The organism is Turicibacter sp. HGF1, assembly GCF_000191865.1.
In the GTDB taxonomy this organism is placed as follows: domain Bacteria; phylum Bacillota_I; class Bacilli_A; order MOL361; family Turicibacteraceae; genus Turicibacter; species Turicibacter sanguinis.
The window spans coordinates 18,469-35,158 of the sequence record NZ_AEXQ01000072.1 but is presented as its reverse complement, the minus strand read 5'-3'; the positions used below and the strand labels follow the sequence as shown (position 1 = coordinate 35,158).

At 32.9% G+C, this 16,690-nt stretch carries 14 protein-coding genes; all 14 read right to left on the bottom strand.

From position 1 onward, the window contains the following. Positions 1-21: 21 nt before the first annotated feature. Positions 22-2,589: a YfhO family protein gene (locus HMPREF9402_RS07095; RefSeq protein WP_009606935.1), complete on the bottom strand. Its 2,568-nt coding sequence runs from the start codon at positions 2,587-2,589 to the stop codon at positions 22-24. A gap of 28 nt (positions 2,590-2,617) precedes the next feature. Then, a complete protein-coding gene (locus HMPREF9402_RS07090; protein ID WP_009606946.1) occupies positions 2,618-4,678 on the bottom strand; it encodes a DUF6077 domain-containing protein in 2,061 nt (686 codons plus the stop codon). Positions 4,679-4,694: 16 nt separating this feature from the next. Beyond that, positions 4,695-6,212 carry a DUF6056 family protein gene (locus tag HMPREF9402_RS07085; protein WP_009606936.1) on the bottom strand — a complete coding sequence of 506 codons (1,518 nt, stop codon included), beginning with the start codon at positions 6,210-6,212 and terminating at the stop codon, positions 4,695-4,697. Between the two features lie 13 nt (positions 6,213-6,225). Beyond that, positions 6,226-6,498 carry a hypothetical protein gene (locus HMPREF9402_RS14360; RefSeq protein WP_139058190.1) on the bottom strand — a complete coding sequence of 91 codons (273 nt, stop codon included), beginning with the start codon at positions 6,496-6,498 and terminating at the stop codon, positions 6,226-6,228. Then, a complete protein-coding gene (locus HMPREF9402_RS07080; protein ID WP_009606947.1) occupies positions 6,428-6,697 on the bottom strand; it encodes a glycosyltransferase in 270 nt (89 codons plus the stop codon). Before HMPREF9402_RS07080 ends, HMPREF9402_RS14360 begins: the two co-directional genes overlap by 71 nt. After that, the gene (pssD, locus tag HMPREF9402_RS07075; RefSeq protein ID WP_006784208.1) at positions 6,694-7,158 is read right to left on the bottom strand and encodes a PssD/Cps14F family polysaccharide biosynthesis glycosyltransferase; all 465 of its coding nucleotides are present in this window, start codon (positions 7,156-7,158) and stop codon (positions 6,694-6,696) included. The genes HMPREF9402_RS07080 and pssD overlap by 4 nt, the downstream gene beginning before the upstream one ends. 79 nt (positions 7,159-7,237) lie before the next feature. Continuing rightward, positions 7,238-8,437: a hypothetical protein gene (locus HMPREF9402_RS07070; RefSeq protein ID WP_009606941.1), complete on the bottom strand. Its 1,200-nt coding sequence runs from the start codon at positions 8,435-8,437 to the stop codon at positions 7,238-7,240. Between the two features lie 13 nt (positions 8,438-8,450). Beyond that, entirely contained in the window at positions 8,451-9,863 is a 1,413-nt protein-coding gene (locus HMPREF9402_RS07065) for an MBOAT family O-acyltransferase (RefSeq protein WP_006784210.1), read from the bottom strand. Positions 9,864-9,954: 91 nt separating this feature from the next. Beyond that, positions 9,955-10,920, bottom strand: coding sequence for a glycosyltransferase family 2 protein (locus tag HMPREF9402_RS07060; protein WP_006784211.1), 966 nt, complete (start codon positions 10,918-10,920; stop codon positions 9,955-9,957). A 12-nt stretch (positions 10,921-10,932) separates the two neighbouring features. Continuing rightward, complete coding sequence (locus HMPREF9402_RS07055) at positions 10,933-12,471, bottom strand: O-antigen ligase family protein (protein WP_006784212.1); 1,539 nt, start codon at positions 12,469-12,471, stop codon at positions 10,933-10,935. A gap of 1 nt (position 12,472) precedes the next feature. Then, positions 12,473-13,648 (bottom strand): glycosyltransferase, encoded by a 1,176-nt coding sequence (locus HMPREF9402_RS07050; RefSeq protein ID WP_229098537.1) that lies wholly within the window; start codon positions 13,646-13,648, stop codon positions 12,473-12,475. A 4-nt stretch (positions 13,649-13,652) separates the two neighbouring features. Next, complete coding sequence (locus HMPREF9402_RS07045; RefSeq protein WP_006784214.1) at positions 13,653-14,609, bottom strand: glycosyltransferase family 2 protein; 957 nt, start codon at positions 14,607-14,609, stop codon at positions 13,653-13,655. 10 nt (positions 14,610-14,619) lie between these two features. Then, entirely contained in the window at positions 14,620-15,594 is a 975-nt protein-coding gene (locus tag HMPREF9402_RS07040; RefSeq protein WP_009606944.1) for a glycosyltransferase family 2 protein, read from the bottom strand. A gap of 21 nt (positions 15,595-15,615) precedes the next feature. Beyond that, positions 15,616-16,605, bottom strand: a complete 990-nt coding sequence (locus HMPREF9402_RS07035) for a glycosyltransferase family 2 protein (protein ID WP_009606938.1) — start codon at positions 16,603-16,605, stop codon at positions 15,616-15,618. Positions 16,606-16,690 lie beyond the last annotated feature (85 nt).

The window sequence follows — 16,690 nt, the reverse complement described above, 5'->3', positions numbered from 1 at the left end:
AATTCCCGAGTTCATTTTTTTTTATTGACGTTTTCGACAATCAGCGATTAAGAAGAAAATAAAAAGTCCGCTACAACATGCTGTTAAAATGATTCCAATATTTAATCCAATCGGCCAATATGAAAATTCAATCTCATATTCACCTGCGTCAAGTTGTAGTCCTAAGAACCCTTGATTCACCTTAATCGGTTGAACCTTTTCTCCATTCACTTTAACACTCCATCCCTTATCATAAGGAATTGAAGTAAATAACCACTGGTTATCTTCATTAATCGTAATACTTGTTTTTAAATCATCATTATTAAATTCTAACACATCTAAACCTTGTGTTTGACGTGTTGTATATAACTCATCATAACGACTTAAGTTTTCATCTAAGTAAATGTTCACTAGTGCTAGTGGATCACCGTAATCACCCACAACGACCTCTAAATAATCAAATTTCGGTTCAATATAAAATCCTGCATAATCAAACTGATATCCGATTTGCTCAAAAACTAATTCTCCATCTAAATACGCTCGAACCTCAAGATCCGGTGAGCCAAAGTTTTCAACATAAACCATTGTCTTTTCTTTTGGTTCTTCATATTCAAAGCTAAAGAATCCTGGTTTTCCCCATTCTAAAATTGACGTTAATTCTTCTAATGGATTGATATCACGGAATGAATGACTAGCATATTCATCTGGTACAACTAAATAATAAGGATATAACAAGTTTTGTTCAAGCGCAGACTTAGAATTAAAGTCAGATTCACTGATGACCTGATTAAAGGTAAAGCCTAAATCGGTATAGAATTGATTTTCATAAACAATCGCGCCATTTAAATGCGTTAAATATTGAAACCCATAAGGAAGATTTGCTTCTCCACCACTAAAATCAATATAGTATTTATAAGCTAATAAATTTAACACGTTCTCCTTCCCGATTTGTTGAGAAGTTGTCCAAGAAGCAACCTTAAGTGGAGACAAGAACTGATCTTGACTATACTGATAAACCGAGGTGTAGAATCTAAATCCTTTAAAGTTACTCGACATTGGTAAATTATCATCCGCTGGTTTTCCTTTTTGAGTCGTTCTAAATTCAACACGATAGAAACTATCATCCATTTCCTGAAGAGCTTTAAAGAAATCAGAACGCTCAACCGCCTCATAATCTAAATTCTCTTTTGTCAATGGTGCATCTGTGCTTAATAGGTTTCTAAATGAAATAAGTCCTTCGAGTGCAATAAACACTGATAAAATGACTATTTTATACTTAATTTTAGGTAAAACTAAAGTTAACGTAAAAATAATAACCAAGATAGATGCTAATAAACAATGATTTTTTAACATGACTAATTCGTGTGCATTAACATTCCATTGACGCCATAATGTAAACCCATACAATCCCCATACGATGACAATAACAGTTCCTGCCATAACCATTAAGGCTGTCTTAAGATATTTCGTATAGAAGGCTTCTTCACGGTCTTTAAAATAGGCGTCTAGGAAGCGCGTGAGCATCATGACAAATAAGAACATAAACATATACATCCAACGTGTATCAAGAGATCCTTGTAATAACACATAGAAGATTTTAAATACAAAGAAGAATGATAATATTCCAAGGAAAATAACATACCCCATTTTTTCTCGTTTATCTTTTAAGAAAAGTAATAATGGAACAACCACTGGTGTTAGGATGGTCGTATACAAAGAGGCTCCTCCTCCCCATCCAATTCCAGGATCCGTTGTGCAACTAATTAAGAAGTTAGGATCAAAACGATGTCCCACTGGGAAGAAAATACTCGTTACATAACGATAAAATTGCTTTAACGTGACCACCGATGTTAAACTAGTCCCACTTTCACTTAAACGCGGCGTTTGAATAATAATTAGTGCACTTGGAATTAAGATAAGCCCTCCAATTCCAATTCCGAGTAGATAAAAACCGATGATTTTTAATTGTGTCAAGAAAATTTCTTTTCCTCGATTCATTAAGAAGTTTCTAAATAAAGAATACATCATCGCAAACGGAATGAACTGATAAGAGAAATAAAAATTCATCATCGTTATGAGTGCCACCAGTAATACCATTAGGCCAAATTTCTTTTCCTCTAAGTAGCGTTCAATCGCGTATAAAATGAGTGGATACAGTAAAAACGCATCTAAGAAGAAGAAGAAATGATAATACGTGAGTACCCATCCTGAGAACATGATGACAAGAGCACCAATGAAGGCCACTCCTAACTTTTTATTCAATTTACTTAACCATAAGAAGCTAAAAATACCAATTAAACTAATTTTAATGATATACCAGTATAAAAATAAGGTCGGAATGACATCTCGCGGAAATAGCGTCGTTAACCAAAAGAATGGGGACGTTAAAAAGTAATAAACATGTGAGAAAACACTAGAACCAAGTCCGTGTGTCCAATCCCAAAAGTTTAACTCGCCACTATGAACTAAATCCCATCCATGATAATAAAAAGGTAATACTTGCGTCAGGTTATCACCATAAAAAATCATCAACTCACCTGTTAAAACATATTTAAGATGAGCCAGTAAGACAATCCCGACTAAAATCAACATATAATGATACTTTTTCATCTCCAAACTCCATTCAATCTAAAATTCACTATTGATTCAAATAGCTAATATGATATACCACATAAGAATTATTGATATAAATTCGATTGGCAAACGATCCAAGTGTTTCATATAACAGTGGATCTCCATCGGCTGGTACGATGACAAATTCAATGGTATATGCACGCATTCGACGTTCTAAATCATTGTAAACTGATGGTTCTTCTTCTGCCCAACTCTTTGAATTGGTTAATAATGAATAAATAAACATGCGATACTCGTATGGATTAGTGTCGTAATTCATATAAAAATCACGCAATGTTGCTACATTAAACACTAAAATTTGTGGTTCATATAAGAAACGCGTTCTTAAATCACAACTCATAACCGTTGTTCGATAATCCGGTTCTTTAAAGTATTCTAACTTATAATCGACTAACGCTTTTTCAGCCTCTATTAAATCATAGGGTAACTTATAATAAGGATCGTAAGTTGTATCATTTATTAAGAATTTTAAGCTAAAGTCTTGGGCATGAATCACTGAATTATTGATAAATAAAATTCCAAATACCGCTGTTAATCCCAACGTTAAAATAGTCTTGGCTTTAATAGATTTCATCAATGAAACATAAAACTTTACCCCGACTGCAAATGTTATCAATGAGAATAATAAAATTGTTGTTCGCCCATAAACAATTCCCGTTAAATACTTGCTAATAAACGGAGCCACAAATGGGTTATAGAAGAAGATTAAAGTTCCGACTAAAATGACTTTATATAAGCGATATTCTTCCACCTCACAACGATAGCATAGGACTCCGATAAGTAACGCCCACCCCACAAGGGTATAAATCACTTTTAAAGGTAATAAAATCGCTTGGTAAGAAATAAAACTTTTTTCTGTAAAATAGGTGATTCCATTAATATAATCCGGAATAAAAGATGCCATTGAAACTGGTGAGGCAATGCCCTTAAGTGTCATCACTATAGAGATTAAAAGAATACTAGCTAGTAACAAAATTAAGGCAAATCGCATGATTTTTTTCATTATATTTGAAAATTTTTGAACAAGCCAATAGATTAGAGGATAAAGAACGACCAAAATAATGGTCGCAATCAAAGCAAAAAGCATAGACATGGTAGATATAATTCCGATCACATAAAAAGCTAATGGAATACTTAATGTTACAGGCAATTTCAAATTAGGCTGCTTTGCGATAAACACTTCAAATCCTAGCAATAAAAGAACTAACATTCCCCCCACAAATAACCCAGTTGATTGAACCGAATAATGACTAAACATTAAGATGATAAGAGAGAGGATTGACCAAGGCGTTTCTTTTTCTCGACTCGCCACATAAATCCAAATCAAGTAAATCATTATAAAGGGTCTAAACTGATTGCCATAATAAGAATAAATCATCCCCGATAACGTATCATTCACTAAACAGAATAATCCGCCTACTAGCACCCACTTCATAAACCAATGAGTGTCTTTGAAATAATAATGAACCGCATTAAACAGACAAAGTGGCATTATTATTAAAAAAATAATTGAGGGTAGCCATAAGGTCACCAACATATAATCAACATTTAAAAGCTGTGAAAGGGCTGATAAGAATAAATAATAGCCTTGGAAATTGTAAATCCAGTTTAAAACGCCTGTCTCACCACTCCATGGGTTAATCATATTAACCTGCATGGCATTCACATTTGATCCGACAAATGGAATATAAAAATTAAAGTCTTCACCTGAATAATTTAAACTATCGACGTTCGCATAGAAGTAAATTAAAACACCCGCCATAATCACGATAAGAATATAGTCTAGTTGCCAAGTTAAGCGATACCAAAGCTTTATTTTAAAAAGCGCATAACCACTTAAAACAATCCCAAGTATAACCGTTAAAATTACCAACACCTGACTTGATAAATGCCAAATCATCACCGGTAATGTGATGATTTGGTGTAAGCCTAGAATGATAAAAAAGCCAAGTGGAATCGCATAAGGGAGTTTCTCACTCAAATTTAATTTCATTGAAACAATTTTCCCAATCGCGTAAGATAAGACTAAAATAAAGACCGTCATTGCGATAATCGAATTAATCATCTGTCCCCCACCTCGTCTATTGCCAGCTATAATGAATCTCAACTGATTCATCTAACCCATAGAATTTCTTAAACACACCTTGATGATACGGCGTTACTGCTTCTCCAGAATGGATCGAATGCGTTGGATACGCAGGTAACCAAAGCTCTCCGCTTGGATTTTGTTTGTATGCTTCGATTCTTTGTTCTTGTTCTTGACGAACCTCAAAAACTTGAGAATAGAGACGTCCATACCAGACAAATATAAGCATCGTTAAAATAGAAAAGACAAGAGTGGCTGATTTATTTACCATTGGATTAAATCTTATTTCATTCACAAGATACCCAATCACAATAATTAAGAAATACACCGTGAAAATTGCACAACGGGGTCCAATAATTGGTGAAAGCAACATAGCTCCCATGACTGCCATCCCAAGTAAATAGTAAAAACACATTATAAAAATAGATTGGCATTTCCATAGTAAGTAAATTATTATACCCAAAATAAGCATCGCCATGAATGTCCAATACCCCATTAAAATCCAAGAATTCATATCTGCAAAATAATAAGCAATACTTGTAAACTTCCAAAAACTGATGCCATATGATTCATTTAATGAAACAATGATTGATGAACCTAAAACGTAGACACTGCTCAACATGACTAAACTTAAAATAATAGGTGTAACTTTAAATTTAAATTGATTTCGCTTTTGAATGATTAAGGTCATCATAACAGCAATTAAAATTAGGATAATCACCGTATTTTCTGTAAACGTATAATGAATAAATTCAGGATACTTTGTTAACACTTTTTCAATAAGATTTTTAGACATCCATTCTGTATCTTCAAGAACACGAGCTCTTGAACCTGGGCTTAATCTCATCATTAAAAATGCACCTGTTGTTGTTACGGTATTAAGAAGTAAAATTAAATCCACTTTTTTTGCTTGAATTAGGCGATATCCCATTAGTAATAAATTAGCTAAAATTAAACCACCTGCAATGTTTTCCATAATCAGCCCGACTGTCATACCAGAAACAATACTGATTAAGATTTCATACCATTTAAAGGTCGCGTTGGAATCTTTAAAATATCGACCCATCAAATAGAGTTGTAATAAGGCCATGACCGCTGAGAAACGGTAGTTAATTGATCCCACAACAAATGTGAAGGTTTCCATTCGAATCCCATGTGACACCGTAAACATTAAAAACAAAATAAGACTTGCAATCAATCCTTTTTGACGTACTGGATTGATGATTTTATATAGCAATAAAAAGGTTGAGGAAAATAATAATGGATTAAAGAAATAAATCCACCATTCATGATGTGAAGCAAGTAAAAAACCTAAAAATTCTCCTACCACACGCCCTGACCAGGTTTGATAAAACTCAAATGTCATCGTTAAAGGACCTTTCAATCCATTAATATAATACCCCCAGTCATCTCCGACTAAAGGTGTCATGGATGAAACCCACATAAAAAATAAAAATAATCCCATGGCTATATACACATAGAAATACCTTTTAAAATTCTCTATTAACTTCATTTATTCTTCCCCTCTACTTCATATATCCTTCTAATAAACCATCAATTAAGCTTACCATATTGCCTTTTAACGTATACGGTTTCGGTTCAAATCTTTTCGCACGTTCATACGTTTGAATAAAATTATCACCATCCTGATAAGAAATAAGATAGCCTAGATCTTCAAATTTCTTTGCTAACTCAATTTGATGATTATTGACATGTTCACCATATTCTTTAAGTCTTGGAACCGCAATGATTTTTTTTGTGATTTTTAATCGCCTGTAACATCGATCCTGCACCCGCATGGGTGACAATTAAATCTGCTTTTTCATACAACATTTGGATTTCTTCATTTGAAACAAAGCCAAATATCTGCATCTTATTCGACTCATATTGATTATGTCCGGCTTGAACAATGACTTCTTCTCTATCCGCCACTTGTTCGACTAATTTAATCATCCGACTAAAATCTTGCTTCTGAGTACCACATAAAACTAAAATCAAAATAAACAACCTCCAAACTTAGCATCTGGATAAACTTCTAACAACTCTTCCCACTGAACGTAAAAATCAGTAGCAAGTTTATACATAATTTTTCCTGTCATCGATGGGGTATGAACATTGGCTACCGTCTCAATATAAACAACTTTACGCCCCAATATTCTTGCATATACACACATCGGAATAGTTGAATGAACACCCGTTGAAATCACAACACGTGGACGATACTTGATAAAATAAAATAATGAAACGATCCAAACCCATAAATACTCAAACAGATAAATCCATCCATCATTTTTCGAACAATACATCACGTATTCTGTTGGATAAATTGGATCTTTTGAAACGTCTGTTTTCTCCGTTACAATAACCCCATTATATTTTTTAATCAATTCACCTAATTGAAGTAATTCCGAATAATGCCCACCGGCACTCGCACAAAACAATATTTTTCCTTTTTTCATCATTATCACCAAATTTATTATATCATAAAACAAAAATAAGTCATGAATTTATCACAATCCATGACTTATTTTGTCCATCCTATTGGATGTCTATGAGATATTGATCTGAAAAGTATAATCGATCATAATATAAATAAACGGCCACCACATCAATGTCATGTTCTTTTAAAAAATCACTCAACATAAAATCATGATTTAGACGTAAATCAATGATATACGTTTCATCAAAATGAGAAGCAAACCACCCATTCATTGGATTAGAGAAAGAATCAACTAAAAACAAAGCATTTATCCCGGTATTCTCACCGTAATCATATTTAATTTCACCAGCATATCCTCCGTAAAATGCGTCATAATGATGAATATCCTTATATCCTGGACCGTAGCCATTATGATAAGCATATCGATCACCATTTTCTTTTTCTAAACCGTCTACATAGGTGGTCGCTTGAGGTGCACCTTCAATTATCAAATCACAAATTTGGTCTGTTGCACGACTATACATCCCTGTTCGTCTCGCATAACTTCCACGATAATAAACATCCTCAAAACAAACCTTTTGTGTCACAGATCTTGGATGTCCGATTTGAGGAAACACTTCATTAATCATCTCAATCAAATCTGTATAGGCTACATAAGCGCCATCAGCCGTATGATGTAAATCTGTCTTATAAAAATATTGATAATACTCATCATAATTATTAATTTGCATCTCACCAAAATAAATATCATCATCTAGTGTACTCGTAAAGGTTTCTTTATAAATCTTTGAAGCCTCTTGGTAGTCTTGTCCTTCTAACCAATCCACTTCACTTAAAAGCAAATTCTTATAAATAAAAAGTGGCTGGTCCATAAAATTTGCGACTTTATTATACATTATAGCATGTTGCTTTACCACATCGTTTAAACTTTCAGAATAATAAAGTGGCGATTCAATATAATGCTCATTATATTTACTCACTTCTCGAACCGGAATTAATTTATTTTGTGTCTGATTAAAATAAGACACATACTTCGTCAAAAAGTAATCTAACCGCGTTTGCCATTTGACTAAAAAGCCTCTACCATAAAATTGATCGGCATAAGCCGTTTCAAATCCCGTTTGAAAACGACCATCATATAAACTTTCAAGCGTTATCTTTGGGAAACTAGCTAATTCTCGATATTCAAAATCAACCTCCGTATTTTTAGGAGCGAATAACATCAAACCATTCACTAAAACTAGAGCTCCAAAAAATACAATAATAAATACACTATTTCTTATCTTTTCAAAACGCATCGCTTCGCCTCCCCTAGAAACGGAAATAAATAAAAGGATTAAATGTCGAATCTAAAAGTGACATGACACATAAAACAAATAACATCCCAAGCCCTAAATCTCCGATTAATTTAGTCACTTCACCTTGTTTTAAGAATTTTCTCGCTAGTTTAGCAATCAAAGGCGTTGCCCCAACTAAACCAACTACTAAGTATGGCCAATAATATTGAATATCTAACATTAGAAAGATATCCCACTTCATTAAAACCTTAAAATCAAACATCGACTTTAGATAGGCTCCTAATTGTACTAAATTCGTAAAGCTGAAAATAACCCATCCAATTAAAAATAAAACAATCGCATAAATATGTTGAATCAGACTTGGAAGTCTTTCAAGCCACTTCAATAAAACATACTTTTCAATAATTAAAATAACGCCAAAGTACAATCCCCATAAAATAAAGTTCCAACTCGCACCATGCCAAAAACCTGTTAAAAACCAGACAATTAAAATATTACGAATGTGTTTTAAAACAGTTCCTCGATTTCCTCCAAGTGGAATATAGACATAATCTCTAAACCAGGATCCAAGTGAAATATGCCAACGGCGCCAAAATTCTGTCATACTTTTTGAAATATAAGGATAATTAAAATTCTCGAGAAAATGGAACCCAAACATTTTCCCAAGCCCAATGGCCATATCACTATAACCTGAAAAATCATAATAAATGTGCAAGGCATATGCGATAATTCCAATCCATGAAATAATTAAACTCAACTCATTTTGATGTAACACTTGAATTTGTGTGGCTAATAATCCAAGCTTATTAGAAATCAGTACTTTTTTCATTAATCCAACGATAAATCGCCTCAATCCATTCGAAACATTTTCAAGCGTCTCTTGTCGTGAACTTAATTCTTTTTCAATTGTTGAGTAACGGACAATAGGTCCTGCAATCAACTGTGGGAATAATGCAACATATGTTGCTAACCTTAAAAAACTCTCTTGAACTTTTACACGACCACGATACACATCAATAGTATAGGACATACTTTGGAAGGTATAAAAACTAATTCCAATTGGTAATGGCAAGTTAAATGGTTGAAGATTTAAATGGAATATAAAATTAATATTTTCAATCATAAAATCACAATATTTGAAGAAAAATAAAACAACTAAATTAATGATAACACTTGAAATTAAAGCTTTTTTAGCCCCTGTATTATCTTTTCTTTGTAAACATCGCCCGACCCACTCGGCATGATAAAAGTCATTCATCGTTGATAAAATCATTAACAAGACGTAAATAGGCTCGCCCCATGCATAAAAAATTAACGACCCAATCAAGAGAACTAAATTCCGATAGACACGATTTTTACTTAAAAAATAAATTCCAATAATTAACGGAAAAAAGCAAAACAAAAACGTAAAACTACTAAATACCACCTAAGTACCCTCCTACCTTCATTTCAAAACTCTTGCAAAATAGATGGACATAAGAAAAAAGATTGCCCGTCTTCGGGCAAATCTTTTTATCCTATCCCCTTTTTATAACTGAAAAGACTTTTGCAAATCCCCAATAAGAGAACGAATTCATCATTCTAAAGTAAAGATGCTTCTTATCTTTCTTTTTATTTAAATAGTGATTTTTCTTCCAATTTGGAAAAGTTTCGTTCAACAATTTCCACCCATTTGATAACACATACTTTCGTTCTGTCTTATCTTTAATTTGTGCCGCTCGCAAAAATGAACTTCCTAAAAAATATTTAATAAACAAATATTCTAATTCTTCATGATAAGATTCAATCAAATCATGTTGTTTAAAATAATCATAAATTCCTGAAAAGACCTCTAACATATCACGCACACGATGATTATGAGTATGTGTAATCGATCCTGTGCGTTGAACGTAATAAACAAACGGCTCCCCAACAAATCCAAAACGTCTGATATGTGGCGCTAATCGAATTAAAAGAGAAGAATCTTCATAGCGAAGCCCCGTTGGAAACTTAATATCGAGTGAATTAAACCAACTTGTTTTATAAATTTTAGTCCAAAGTGTCGCAATCATCTCCGTCATATACTCACGGTTATCTTTAAATGGCCCATCAGTTGCTTGTACTAATTTATCAGGATACTCCCAATAAAAATTACAAGAGACTAAATCAGCATCTTTTTTAATCGCCTCTTCATACATTTTTTCAAACATTGTTAACTCTACATAATCATCACTATCAACAAACCCAAAATACTCTCCTGTCACTTTAGAAATCCCAAAATTACGAGTATCAGCGATTCCACCGTTTGGCTTAATATAGCTTTTAATGAGATGAGGATATTGTTTTACATAATGATCAATAATGATTTGAGAATCATCAGGAGTTGAATCATTCACCACAATAATTTCAATATCTTGAAGTGTCTGATTCACTAAAGAATCTAAACACTTTTCTAAATACTTTTCAACATTATATACTGGAACAATAATACTTACTTTCGGCATATCGTCACACCCTTAATCCACTTTCTTCAAAGTTTTTTGAAATAGAGTAATTAAACTAAATGCAATAAAGAAGCTTGTTAATAACGTATCTAATACATGTCCACTATAATAAGCTGCTCCAATTCCTGCTCCAACCGAAACCAGTAACATCCCATTTTCAAATGTTACCATCGATTTAAAGCGACGTAGCATATTAACTCCACATGCTGCCATTAACACAAGGTATGGACCTGTAAAGATGATGGCCCCTAAAATTCCAAGCGTATAGTATTGACGTAGGAAATCTTGTTCAATAATAAAACCACCTTGGCTAACCGTTGAATAACTTGTCCCAAATAATTTTTGTTTAGGCGTTAACATGTCCCACTTATACTCTGCAAATAATTTCTGTAAATCGCGTCCATCTGTACGTACTTCAAAAGGTTGCTCTAAAACATGCTTCCAAAAAACAGGATCAAATTCAATTTCATAAATATAATCATAATAAGCAGGCATTCCAATCAACCAAGCATTATTACGAACGATATTAATTAAAGCCCAATTATATTCAAATGAATCTCCTTCCATCCCTTCTAGACCACTCGATAAGTCTGGTATCACTTGATTATCCTCACGATTACTTTGAATCTGCACGGCATTCTCTTGTTGATGTTTAATAGCTGGAGAATAAGGGAAGACAAGACTACAAAATGCAATCATAAAGGCCATAAAGGCAAGTGAAACGACTTGAAGACGTCCTTGCTTTAAAAGCAAAATAATGAGATAGCCAATAAATGCAATCACAGCAACGGCAATAGTACCAAGGGTTGCCACACGAGTTCCAACAATCATCATGCAAAGAGAATGAATCACAATTAAAATCATGACTGGCCACTTACGTTTAACTTCATATAGGACCTTATAGAGCAAAGGGAGTAACGTAAACAATAAAGCTCCGATGACATTTGCTTCTTGGAAAAATCCCTTTGATGTTAACTGAGTGGCCTTATACTGTTCATATCCCCCCATAAACCAAGAAATAAAACTTGATTGCGTGTACCCACCATAACTTCCTTTTGAAATGGCCAATAAATCTGTGATAAAAATCACACCACAAACGAACGTAGAAACACATAAGATGACGCGATTAAATGATTTTTCACTAAAGTTGGCCATCCAAACAACATACATCAAAACAAATGGTAATGTCATGGTTAAAATATACTTCAACTCAATTCCCGTTAAAAACTGATAATTAGCAGGCAAGAATAAATCTAAATTTTTCGTTGAAATAAAATGTAAAACAACATAAGCTATCCAAATGATTGCGATAATAGCGGCCCCAATAAACGTACGCTTCTTATGCTTGTCAACCAAAATAAAGGCCCCTACTGCAAGCAACGGCAAAATAAGAAATCTAACAATCGTTGATGGAACAATTAAATGATATTGCTTTAAAAAATCATTCAATAAATAATCTAAATCAACCAATGGCTGAATCACTAAAAAAATAAAGACTAAAATCCCATAAAAACTTGGACTTTTAATCATCGATTTTAATTGATTTAACATACTACTCCTCCACAATCTCTTTAATCTGCTCGACGATTTGGTTATTATGATAATGATACGTCAACAAGTGTGCTTCCATCACATTGAGCTGCTCTGGATGTTTAATTAAGTCTTTCATCCCTTCATAGAAGGAGTTTTCATTGTTATCAACAACAATCCCATATTCATTATTTTTCAACTGCTCTTCAATACCGGCCACCTTTGTTGCTAACACAGGTGTCAAACAAAGTAAAGATTCAAATACAACGGTTGGCAATCCTTCATAACGTGATGGCAATAAGAAACAATCGGCAAGTTTAAAATATGGAAATGGATTTTCACGATAACCAATTAGCTTAAACGTCTCCTCAACTTGATAAGCCTTAATTTTTTGTTTTAAAACTGCTTCATCCTCTCCACCACCAATAATCATAATATGATGCAATAAGCCTTCTTGTATGAGTCGATGATGGATCTCGAGTAAGCGATCATATCCTTTTTGATCTACTAATCGCCCCACACTGATAAATGTCAAAGCTTCTTGTTTAAAAAATGTCGAACGAGTTTCATCAATCACCACATTGTATTTTTGCTTAATTAAGTCTTCTTGAATAATATTATGAATCACTTTAACAGGTTTGCTTAATTCAAATACTTCTTGATAGGAAGCCGCAGCAACCTTTGATACTGCGACTTGCTCATCCATTAAGGATAACGTCTTCTTAAGCAATGGCATGTAATTAGATGAGAAATTTTGAACTTTATAATCTAAATGAACCCAATTTACTTTTTTCTTACTATTTCCATTGGCAACAAAAATTGTACAAAAACCTTCTTTAAAAGCAATCTCAACATCATAAGAATCAAGTTTCATTTTTTTTCGTTCACGCTTAATTTTATTTCCAATCATTCCGGCCTTCATTAAGAAAACCAGATATAGTTTTCTAGCTATCAAAGCTAAATTTTTAGATTTAATTAACTGTCCGAGGGGTAAATCAATGACACTAAAAAATTTAGAGCCTTCTAAGACTCGCACTTCTTTTGGCACACCCTTTAGCATCTCACCATGCTTATGAAGGACAAGTAAATCTATTTCATAATCTGTCGTCTTAACAAGTGTTGTCAATAAATTATTCAAAACACGTGCTACTCCGCCAACGACCATCTCATCATTAACAATTAAAATTCTTTTTGACATTTTCTCACTTCCGATCATATAACCATAACACTAGTTTAAATTGACGTAAATACAATAAATACATTAAAACTTTCTCTTTCTTACTATAAGTATTAATATACTTATTCTTGATCCATTTTGGATATTTACTACTTAAAGTGGTAATATTCTGATTTAAAAATACTTCACGTCCATTTTGATACTCTCTAATGCGTTGCGTCGTTAATTTAGCCCCATGCTCGACAAACATATAATTAACCTCATCAAGACAAGGAATTTTATTTTTGACAACGTAAGACTTGACTAAATCAAGAGCACGATAGATATCAAAAATTTTATCAGAAGGTGTATGCATAATAGAGCCCGCACGTTGAAAATAGTTATAAAAAACATGATTAACTTTGACGATTTTATTCGCCTTGGCTAATACGATCGGAACACAGCCTAAATCTTCATACCATAATCCTTTTGGAAACTTAACATCATCAAATAATGAACGTTTAAACAGTTTATTACACGCACTATTATTAATAGTAATGATTAAAGGATCATTTGAAACATTCGTTTCAGTAAACTCTCCTCCTGGAACAAACTTTGTCTCACCTGATTCATACACATACTGCATATCACAAACAACGACATCAGCTTGCTTCTTTACGACTTGCTGATACATAACCTTAAACATATCTGCCTCTACCCAGTCATCACTATCAATAAAGGCAACATAATCCCCATTTGCATGTGCTAATCCATAATTTCTAGCATCTGCTAAGCCACCATTCTTTTTCATCAATCCAATGATTTTCCCGGGAAATTTCTTTTGATACTCCTCTACGATATCTTGCGAATGATCCGTACTTCCATCATTCACACAAATAATCTCAATCTCCTTCATCGTTTGATTAACAAGTGAAGCTAAACATTTATCTAAATACTTCTCAACATTATAAATTGGGACAATCACACTTAATTTTGCTATCACGTTATCACACCTATTTCAATAATTTCTGCTTGATAAAAATAAAACTCTTCAATAATTTAATTTGTTTATGCCCAAGCAATTTTAAGATAAAACGATCTTTCTTCGATAAACAACTTAAATATTGATTACTTAACCATCCAGGATAATGACGATTCATATGGTCAATAGCCTCTTTAATATATGTTTCTCCATCTTCAAGTTTTAAAAAGCGCAGACAACTAAATAAAGCTAGATTTTCAATTGATAAATAGGCTAACTCTTCCATGTACTCGTCAAAAATTCCTTGCTGCTTATAATACGACTCTATCGAATCAATCGCTTTATAAATATCTAAAACTTTTGGATTAACTGTCGACATAATAGACCCTTCACGTTGAATGTAATGAACAAAGGCTTCATTGACATATGCAATATGATGACATTTTGGCATAAATTTAGCGGTCGTCGCTAAATCTTCATACCATAATCCTTTGGGATAACGAATATTTGTCTTTGTAAACAGCTCCGTCTTATAAAGCTTATTCCAAGCTGATGCAGGACTTAACAATAAATTTTTAAAGGGATTATCCGCTTGTTGACGCAATCCTTGAATATAATTTGAAACACCACGGTCTTCCCATTCCATTAAAAAGTCAGATACAACCAAATCAGCATTCTCTTCCTTTGCTTTTTGATATAGTTTCTCATACATCATTGGCTCAATCCAATCATCGCTATCAACAAAACCAATATACTCCCCACGTACATACGATAAAGCATAATTTCTAGCATCACTTAACCCACCATTTTCTTTAATTAATGGTTTAAATAAATGAGGGTATTTTTTGACATACTCATCAATAATTTGTTGAGATTGATCTGGACTTCCATCATTTACAACAATGCATTCTATTTCTTTTAATGTTTGATTCACAATCGAATCTAAACATCTTGGTAAAAACTGCTCCACATTATAGACTGGAAGGATAATACTTACTTTTACCACTTTTTTCACCACCTGACTAAACTAAGATTTAAATTTATAAAATAACTTTAATGTCATTTTTGACTCATAGATTGAAGCTCTTAATTTTTCTTTAATTGATTGATTCGCTTTTTGTTGTTGATAATATTTATTATTTGTCCAGCCTTTAAATTCTTGCTGTAAATAATCATAAAACTCATTCATAATTTTAAGTGCTAATGATGAATCTTTAATATGAATGACTTTTTGTAATTCATAAAGGGCTTGATTAATACAAACCATCTCTAATTCATCTTCAAACGTTTTGAATTTATTTAGTTTTTTATAATAATTGATACTAGCTTCCAATGCTAATAATGTATGTAAAATTCTTTCATCATACGCACTTGAAACATTATTTAAACGATTAGCTAAATAATAATATAAGGGTTGATTAATCATCGCGATTTTCTCACAATGTGCTAATAGCATCAACATAAAGGCTAAATCTTCACTTCGATAGTTTGTTGGAAATAGTAGTTGATTAGCCGTTAAAATTTCTTTTTTAATAAGTTTATTCCAAGGAGCAGGATTAATTTTAAACAGAATCTCTTTGTGATTCATTAAATCAATCGTCTCAGATTCAAATTTTGGTAATGAAATAGCAAATTGTTCACTTGAATCTTCATAACAATCATAATACTCACAAATGGCCACTGAAGCATCAGATAAACGGATTCCTTCATATAATTTTTCTAACATTTCTTCATGTAGATAATCATCTGGATCAATAAAAATAACATAGGGAGCACTCGATAAACTTAATCCTAAGTTTCGTGTTTTTCCAACCCCTTCATTTTGCTTATCCATCACTTTAAAACGAGAATCCTTTTGCTCCCATTCTCTAATTAAAGTTAAGGTCTCATCTGTAGAACCATCATTGATCACTATCACTTCGAAATCTTTGAATGTTTGAGTGACCAAACTTTTAAAACATTTATCAATATATTTTGCGACATTATACGCAGGAATGATAACACTAATTTGACTCACGGGGTTTACACCTACTTTAGCTCATTTTCATCTAAAATTCGACTATATTAAAAAAGATATTTATTCTATAGTTGTAACCATATTT

Bases quoted from the DNA above. Each gene is read 5' to 3' on its own strand.
- HMPREF9402_RS07095 (WP_009606935.1), bottom strand. From the start codon at position 2,589: ATGAAAAAGTATCATTATATGTTGATTTTAGTCGGGATTGTCTTACTG.
- HMPREF9402_RS07090 (WP_009606946.1), bottom strand. From the start codon at position 4,678: ATGATTAATTCGATTATCGCAATGACGGTCTTTATTTTAGTCTTATCT.
- HMPREF9402_RS07085 (WP_009606936.1), bottom strand. From the start codon at position 6,212: ATGAAGTTAATAGAGAATTTTAAAAGGTATTTCTATGTGTATATAGCC.
- HMPREF9402_RS14360 (WP_139058190.1), bottom strand. From the start codon at position 6,498: ATGCGGGTGCAGGATCGATGTTACAGGCGATTAAAAATCACAAAAAAA.
- pssD (WP_006784208.1), bottom strand. From the start codon at position 7,158: ATGAAAAAAGGAAAAATATTGTTTTGTGCGAGTGCCGGTGGGCATTAT.
- HMPREF9402_RS07070 (WP_009606941.1), bottom strand. From the start codon at position 8,437: ATGCGTTTTGAAAAGATAAGAAATAGTGTATTTATTATTGTATTTTTT.
- HMPREF9402_RS07060 (WP_006784211.1), bottom strand. From the start codon at position 10,920: ATGCCGAAAGTAAGTATTATTGTTCCAGTATATAATGTTGAAAAGTAT.
- HMPREF9402_RS07055 (WP_006784212.1), bottom strand. From the start codon at position 12,471: ATGTTAAATCAATTAAAATCGATGATTAAAAGTCCAAGTTTTTATGGG.
- HMPREF9402_RS07050 (WP_229098537.1), bottom strand. From the start codon at position 13,648: ATGTCAAAAAGAATTTTAATTGTTAATGATGAGATGGTCGTTGGCGGA.